This window comes from Alcanivorax sp. HI0007, assembly GCF_001635525.1.
In the GTDB taxonomy this organism is placed as follows: domain Bacteria; phylum Pseudomonadota; class Gammaproteobacteria; order Pseudomonadales; family Alcanivoracaceae; genus Alcanivorax.
The window spans coordinates 22,833-29,227 of record NZ_LWEJ01000166.1; the positions used below are offsets into that span (position 1 = coordinate 22,833).

Below are 6,395 nucleotides of genomic sequence, written 5' to 3' on the forward strand. Positions count from 1 at the left end.
TGCTCACTGGCTCATCTGGGCCATGGTGTGCAGGGCGATTTCCTTGCCGGTGGTGCTCATGGGTTGTGGGCGATCGCGTTTTTCGAAGCCGCCATCGGTGACCACCCAGGCATGCTGGTCTTCACTGCCCGGTGGCTTGCCATCGGTGTTGAACACGGCCACCACGCTGGCGTCTTTCACGGACAGCACGCGCACCTGGTACAGACCGTCACGATCAAATTCGCTGCCCACCACCAGCTCCAGCACGAAATCCGCATGCTGGGACAGGGCCCGCATTTGCAGGCGCAGTTGGTCCGGGGAGGCGCGTTCGAAAGTGCCGTCTTCCAGGGCGTTATCGGTTATGCGCTGGGCCATGGCCTGATCGATGACGGTGGCGCCGCCTTGCTTGAAGGCGCTGATGAGCCCTCCTTGCAGACCCAGCGCAATGGCGTTGCGGTCTGAGGGACGGAGACCGCCGCGGCTTTCCTGTTCCATGGTCAGTGTGGCGCGCCCTTTTTCTTCGCGGGCATCCTTGCCGGTGACGCTGAGCTCGCCTTTGGCATTGAGACTGCCGCGGTGGTGGCTGTACCAGTCGCTGACCCGGGTGGGAAATTCACGATTCCAGAAGACGGCAATGCGCGGCTTTCCCTGGTCGGGAAAGGTCTGACGAAAACGGCGGATGACGTCCTGTTCCGGCGGGCGCTGGGACGGATCGCGCAGGCTTTCCGCGTAGGCTTCCTCGCTCATGGGGACCTGGGCGGGTGCCATCATTTCGGTGGCGGGGTGATCCTGCTGGGCAAGGGCATGGCTACTGGCCAGCCAGGCAAGGGGCAGGGCGAGAGCGACGAAAGTCTTCATTTTGCCTGCCTCACTTCCACCCGGTATTTCAGCGGCTCGGTGGTGGTGGATTTTTCCAGATAGACACTGGTGGAGTTGGCCGGTACCACCACTCGCTGCCAGCGCGGTTCCACGTCGGTGGGAATCTCGGACTGGTCAAAGAACTGGGTGCGGGCTTCCAGGATGCCGTTGTAGTCGGTGTGGTTACGCAGGACGACAAAGACTTCCGAGGTGTTGGCCGGGGTACGGCGAATGCCATGCTTTTCGGCGGTAAAGCGGAACACCTTGTGAGGACCGGGAATGCCGCCACTGAAATTCCGGTTCAGGTCGTAATCGGTAAACGTCACGCTGTTGTAGGTGGTCGGCGCGGTGCGCTGTTGGTGTTCCAGTTTGCTGCTGCTCTGGCAACCGACCAGCAAGGAGCCGGCCAGCAGACCGGCGACAAGGGCGAATTTCGCGTGCATGGAGTTCTCCTTAACGGGGTTAACGGGCACTGGCGAAAATCACGCCGTTGCCATTCTTGTCGAAGAAAATACGGGCGGGTTTGCTGCCCGGTGGTTGGGTAATGCCGGCCTTGTTGGTGAAGGTGACATTGGCGTTTTGGGTATCCCCGGAAAGGCGGGCGCTGCCCAGGTGCAGGGTGTCGGGCAGACTGGTCCAGTAGCGGGTATCGGCGCGGGTCTTGGTGCGGGCGGACATGCCCTGGGCGGCGACGCCAATGGCGGTGATGGTATTGAAGCCGGCGGCAAGGCCTCCACCGGCGCCGGCGGCGATGCCGGTGATCAGGCTGTTGTCGCTGAGGCTGGTCATGGTGTCGCCCACGTTGCCGGTGGTCTGCTTGAACTGCACCTTGCCTTCGATGATGCGATCCACCGCCCGCCCGCCTCGCGTTGAGGCCTGGAAGAACACGTCTTCCGCCGGGTAGAGGGTCTGATTGAGGCCATCACCGGAAACCCTGGCGCGGTTTTCGGTAAAGCCCTTGCCGCGACGGTAGACCAGTTCGAAGTGACCGACGCCGTCGGCCAGTTTGCGCGGGGAGGTGCCGGTTTCTGCCACGATCAGGGTATTGTCGCTGTCAGTCGGGATCGGGCCGTCGGGACGAAACTGGCGGTATTCCTCGAAATGCTCACTGGCGAGGCGTTCGTTGCCATCCAGACGTGCCGCCCAACCGGCCAGATAGACCAGGGAGGCAAAGTCGGTGGTGTGCTGTTCTTCCTCGGCGAAGGCATCCTGCAGCAGGCCATTGAGGAAAGTGGCGCGGGCATTACCGTAATCGCCATCGATCAGATAGATCAGGCCGCGATAGTAATAGACCATGGAGCGTTCATAGGGCTCGCCCTTGAATTCCTTTTCGCCTTCCTCGTACCAGAGGCTGCGTGCCTTTCGCGCGGCATCGTTGTCCGCATAGACGCTTTCGATGTTGGCGATGGCCTCATCCAGGGTGCGGCGGGCGGTATCCAGATCCCCGGTCTTGAACGCGGTGGCGCCGATTTCCATCAGGTTCAGCACTTCGTTGCGGCGCCCTTCCTGGAACAGTTTGCGCCAGGCGGGCTGCAGGGCCGCTGGTTGACTGGCCACATATTCCTGTTTGGCAGGATCCAGCGGTGCCACCGCGTATTGCTTGGGGCCGGTGGCGCAGGCGCTCAGCAGGCTGGCACCGAGCAGTGGGATCAGGAGCGTCTTGCAGGCATTAAGGGGCCGTGCCCCGGAAACAGCAGGCGTAAACATGGTAGCCATCAACTTCCCCGTTGGATGGATTCTTGTGGCTTTCGTGTGGGGTGTCCCCGGACCCTCACCCGCACGAAGCTTTGACTACCAGTATTGAGCAGGGAGTTATAAGCGCGCATCCCCCATATGGGGGATGCGCGTTTATTCACCCGGTGGCTTTGTGATGTGTTATCCGGCCCCCGGACCGGGTGGGGTGGTCCATTTCCCGCGCTTCCGGGAGAGGGGTGCCGGTATCCGGCGGGATGAAACGGGTGTCATACCCTGTTGCTGTGGGGTAGGTGGGAGCTTCCCTAGTATCGGGTTTCCGCCATCCCGGAAAACTGTTTGGCCAGATAGGTGGCGTAGTTGTCAGTCATGCCGGCAAGAAAATCCAGTGCCCGCATGATGCATTGATAAATGCGTTCCTGTTCGGGTAGCGAGGCCAGTTGTTCCGGAAAACTGTGTCGGCCGATCAGGTCGATGATCCGTTCGTGGCGATAGTTCCGGGCGCTATCGCAGGCATGGGACACCGCCGCTTCAATCAGGCCGTCCAGTAGCGCGCCCATCACTTCGAAGGCGCCGATTTCCAGTTCGATTTTCCGTGGATGCTCGAACACTTTCGAACGGGCCAGCTGCTTGGCATTTTCCACCACATCGCGCACCGCCGGTTCACAGTGGCTGATCAGATCCCCTTCCATTCTGCCGCCCAGCAGATTGTCGTGGTTGGCCACGAAGGCCTCCACCCCGGCCTCAATGAAGCATTCAATGATCTTGCCCCGCAGCAGGGCCGCCTTGCGGCCGTCGCGCAGGTCGGAATGGATCAGGTCGCGGACCTCGGGGGTGTCAGGAAGGGCCGGTTGCAGCAGGGCATAGACTTCGTCCCAGTGCAGCAGGTCCATCTCCAGGCCATCTTCCAGATCGATAATGGCGTAACAAAAGTCGTCAGCGGCCTCCATCAAATAAGCCAGCGGGTGGCGGCAGAAACGGCCCGGAGCAATTTCCCGCAGGCCGGTGGCAGCGGCCACCTCCCGAAAGGCATCGGCTTCCGACACAAAGGCGCTGTACTTGCCGGGCTTGCTGCTGGCTCCGTTGCTGTCGGTGGCATCGATGGACAGCCAGGGGTATTTCAGGAAGGTGGCCAGGGTGGCATAGGTCAGGCGCATGCCGCCGTCGTACTGGTGGTATTCACTCTTGGTGATGATGCGAAAGCCCTGGGCATTGCCCTCGAAAAAGGTCAGGTCGCTTTGCTGCTCCGGGGCCAGCATGGCGAGGAAGCGTTGCCCCCGTTCCTGGAACCAGGCGCGGATGGCGCGCTCGCCGGTGTGTCCGAACGGCGGGTTGCCGATATCGTGGGCCAGGCAGGCGGACTGGACGATGTCACCCAAATCGGTGGCGCTGACCGTGTCCGGGAGCAACTGGCGCTGTTGCAGCCGTTCGCCCACGCGGATACCCAGGGTGCGTCCCACACAGGACACTTCCAGGGAATGGGTCAGACGGTTATGAACATGGTCGTTGGTGGCCAGCGGGTGCACCTGGGTCTTGCGCGCCAGTCGCCGGAAGGCGCCGGAAAAGATGATCTTGTCATGGTCGCGCAGGAAGGCGGTGCGACCGCTCTCATCCTTGGCGCTGCGCCCGCCCAGCCGGGCCTTGTTGAGTAACTGGTGCCAATCCATACAAAAAAATCCGCCTGCGGGCTTGATGAAAAACGCTGTCGCACCCAACGTGAGAAGAACCAATCACAGCATGTTGCCATGGGCCGTGCTGAGATGAACAGAACAGGAACGCAGTGAAACACGAACGGGAGGCGTAATGAATCTGGATAAACCCCTGCTGATGCTGGTTACCAGTGCATCGCAAATGGGTCAGGGTCAGCAGACCGGCCTGTGGCTGGAAGAATTCGCAGTCCCCTGGTTGCTGTTCCGGGAGAAAAATATCCCGGTGGTGGTGGCCAGTCCCCGTGGTGGCAAGATTCCCGTGGACCCCAACTCGGTGCCGGATGATGAACAGAAAGCCCAGTGGTCGGAAGCCATCTCTGCCCTGCAGGATACCCGTCCCCTGGAAGAGATCTGGGAAGACGGGTTTGCCGGTGTCTTTGTCCCTGGCGGCCATGGCGCCATGTTTGATATGCCGGATCACCCCTTGGTGGCAGCGGTGATGGAACGGACCTGGGCTCAGGGTGGCCTGCTCGGTGCGGTCTGCCATGGCCCGGCGGCGCTGGTGGGACTCCGCAATGAAGACGGCACCCCGCTGGTGCAAAACCGCACCCTGACCTGCTTTACCAACGAGGAAGAGCAGGAAGTGGGGCTGGATGATGTGATGCCGTTCCTGCTGGCGACTCGCCTGGCAGAGTTGGGGGCGACGCTGGATCTGGGCGACAAGTTTGTCAGTCACGTGGTGGCGGACGGGCGCCTGGTGACCGGGCAGAACCCGCAGTCCAGCCGGGCCGTGGCGGAAACGCTGGTCGAGGTGATCTATGGCGGCCAAGGCGCCCAGGGATAATGCCCTGACTCGCCGGCACCCGGGCCTTGCGTTAAGGTAAGAGCCTCGCGCCAGCCGGCGTTCGATTCCGTTGGGAGACATCATGGGGATTTATGATTACAGCGCCACGACCTTGAGTGGCGACGAAAAAGCTCTGGCTGATTTTAAAGGCAAGGTGCTGTTGATTGTTAACACCGCCAGCAAGTGCGGTTTCACGCCGCAGTACAAGGGACTGGAAGCGCTTTATGACGACCTGCAGGAAAAGGGCCTGGAGATTCTCGGCTTTCCCTGCAACCAGTTCGGCAAGCAGGAGCCCGGCGCGGCGGACGAGATCGGTGCTTTCTGCGAGAAGAACTACGGGGTCAGCTTCACCATGTTCGACAAGATCGACGTGAACGGTGACAACACCCACCCGCTGTACGCTTACCTGAAAAGCGAAGCCACCGGTGTGTTGGGTAGCAAGGCCATCAAATGGAACTTCACCAAGTTTCTGGTCAACCGGGATGGCAAGGTCATCAAGCGCTATGCGCCCACCGACAAGCCGGAAGCGATCCGCAAGGATATTGAAGCCCTGCTGTAGAAAGCCGAGCTGCAAGCTACAAGCTTCAAGCTGCAACGCGATCCAGGTCGGGATATGCGGCAAGTTCGCAGCCCGCGATTTTAGGATCGGGCGCGGGCATGCCCTTTAAGGACCTGACGGCCATTGGCGCGCCTTGTAGCTTGTCGCTGCCTTTACGCGCTCTTACGCCTTTCCAGCCATTCAAAGGCCGCCATCCCCGCCACCATGGCGGCAACGAAGACCACGGCCTTGAGGCTGCCGGTGCCCAGTGCCACCAGCGCCGGGCCTGGACAAAAGCCCGCCAGCCCCCAGCCCACCCCGAAACCCAGTGAGCCCAGCACCAGCCGCCGGTCCAGTTTGCGGTTGCCGGGTATCTGAATGGGGTCGCCACTCCAGGCCAGGTGACGACCCTTGGTCAGGACAAAGCCCACCGACGCCACCGCAATGGCGCCCACCATTACCAGCGCCAGGGACGGATCCCAATCGCCGGCCAGATCCAGAAAGGCCAGCACCTTGGCCGGGTTGGCCATGCCGGCCAGTAACAAGCCGATTCCGAAAATCAGGCCGACGATGAAGGCACTCAGTTGGGAACGGTTCATAGCGCCCCTCCCAGCCAATGGCGAACCACATAGACGGTGACAAAGCCGCTGCCCATGAACGCCAGAGTGGCCACCAGTGAGCGCGGGGAGAGTCGGGAAATGCCACAGACCCCGTGGCCGCTGGTGCAGCCGGCGCCGTAGCGGGTGCTGATGCCGACAATCAGCCCGGCAAGGATCAACAGCGGCCAGGGGTCTGTGGCATTTCCCGACTCTCCCCGCGCTCACTGGTGGCCACT

Annotated in this window: 7 protein-coding genes and 1 pseudogene; 2 read left to right on the forward strand and 6 right to left on the reverse strand. The window is 61.6% G+C overall.

Annotated features, from left to right (window positions below):
- Positions 1–3 precede the first annotated feature (3 nt).
- From A3714_RS08695 to A3714_RS08710, 4 genes are all read right to left on the reverse strand, one after another.
- Entirely contained in the window at positions 4–837 is an 834-nt protein-coding gene (locus A3714_RS08695) for a hypothetical protein (RefSeq protein WP_063510017.1), read from the reverse strand.
- On the reverse strand, positions 834–1,280 hold the full coding sequence (locus tag A3714_RS08700; protein WP_063510016.1) for a hypothetical protein: 447 nt from the start codon (positions 1,278–1,280) through the stop codon (positions 834–836). Before A3714_RS08700 ends, A3714_RS08695 begins: the two co-directional genes overlap by 4 nt.
- Positions 1,281–1,299: 19 nt before the next feature.
- Positions 1,300–2,553 carry a hypothetical protein gene (locus A3714_RS08705; protein ID WP_197463395.1) on the reverse strand — a complete coding sequence of 418 codons (1,254 nt, stop codon included), beginning with the start codon at positions 2,551–2,553 and terminating at the stop codon, positions 1,300–1,302.
- Between the two features lie 281 nt (positions 2,554–2,834).
- A complete protein-coding gene (locus A3714_RS08710; RefSeq protein WP_063510015.1) occupies positions 2,835–4,196 on the reverse strand; it encodes a deoxyguanosinetriphosphate triphosphohydrolase in 1,362 nt (453 codons plus the stop codon).
- Positions 4,197–4,332: 136 nt separating this feature from the next.
- Here A3714_RS08710 and A3714_RS08715 point away from each other — a divergent pair, with 136 nt between their 5' ends.
- Both A3714_RS08715 and A3714_RS08720 read left to right on the forward strand, forming a co-directional pair.
- On the forward strand, positions 4,333–5,022 hold the full coding sequence (locus A3714_RS08715) for a type 1 glutamine amidotransferase domain-containing protein (protein ID WP_062815280.1): 690 nt from the start codon (positions 4,333–4,335) through the stop codon (positions 5,020–5,022).
- Positions 5,023–5,104: 82 nt separating this feature from the next.
- Positions 5,105–5,581, forward strand: a complete 477-nt coding sequence (locus A3714_RS08720; protein ID WP_062815281.1) for a glutathione peroxidase — start codon at positions 5,105–5,107, stop codon at positions 5,579–5,581.
- A 152-nt stretch (positions 5,582–5,733) separates the two neighbouring features.
- Here A3714_RS08720 and A3714_RS08725 read toward each other — a convergent pair whose 3' ends face one another.
- Entirely contained in the window at positions 5,734–6,159 is a 426-nt protein-coding gene (locus A3714_RS08725) for a YeeE/YedE family protein (protein WP_062815282.1), read from the reverse strand.
- A pseudogene (locus A3714_RS08730) lies at positions 6,156–6,347 on the reverse strand (YeeE/YedE family protein); the annotation flags it as partial. The gene A3714_RS08725 and the pseudogene A3714_RS08730, both read right to left, overlap by 4 nt.
- Between the last annotated feature and the right edge of the window lie 48 nt (positions 6,348–6,395).

What these genes read in the sequence shown, in the direction of transcription:
- A3714_RS08695 (WP_063510017.1), bottom strand. Translation starts at nt 837, where the DNA reads ATGAAGACTTTCGTCGCTCTCGCCCTGCCCCTTGCCTGGCTGGCCAGT.
- A3714_RS08700 (WP_063510016.1), bottom strand. Translation starts at nt 1,280, where the DNA reads ATGCACGCGAAATTCGCCCTTGTCGCCGGTCTGCTGGCCGGCTCCTTG.
- A3714_RS08705 (WP_197463395.1), bottom strand. Translation starts at nt 2,553, where the DNA reads ATGGCTACCATGTTTACGCCTGCTGTTTCCGGGGCACGGCCCCTTAAT.
- A3714_RS08710 (WP_063510015.1), bottom strand. Translation starts at nt 4,196, where the DNA reads ATGGATTGGCACCAGTTACTCAACAAGGCCCGGCTGGGCGGGCGCAGC.
- A3714_RS08715 (WP_062815280.1), top strand. Translation starts at nt 4,333, where the DNA reads ATGAATCTGGATAAACCCCTGCTGATGCTGGTTACCAGTGCATCGCAA.
- A3714_RS08720 (WP_062815281.1), top strand. Translation starts at nt 5,105, where the DNA reads ATGGGGATTTATGATTACAGCGCCACGACCTTGAGTGGCGACGAAAAA.
- A3714_RS08725 (WP_062815282.1), bottom strand. Translation starts at nt 6,159, where the DNA reads ATGAACCGTTCCCAACTGAGTGCCTTCATCGTCGGCCTGATTTTCGGA.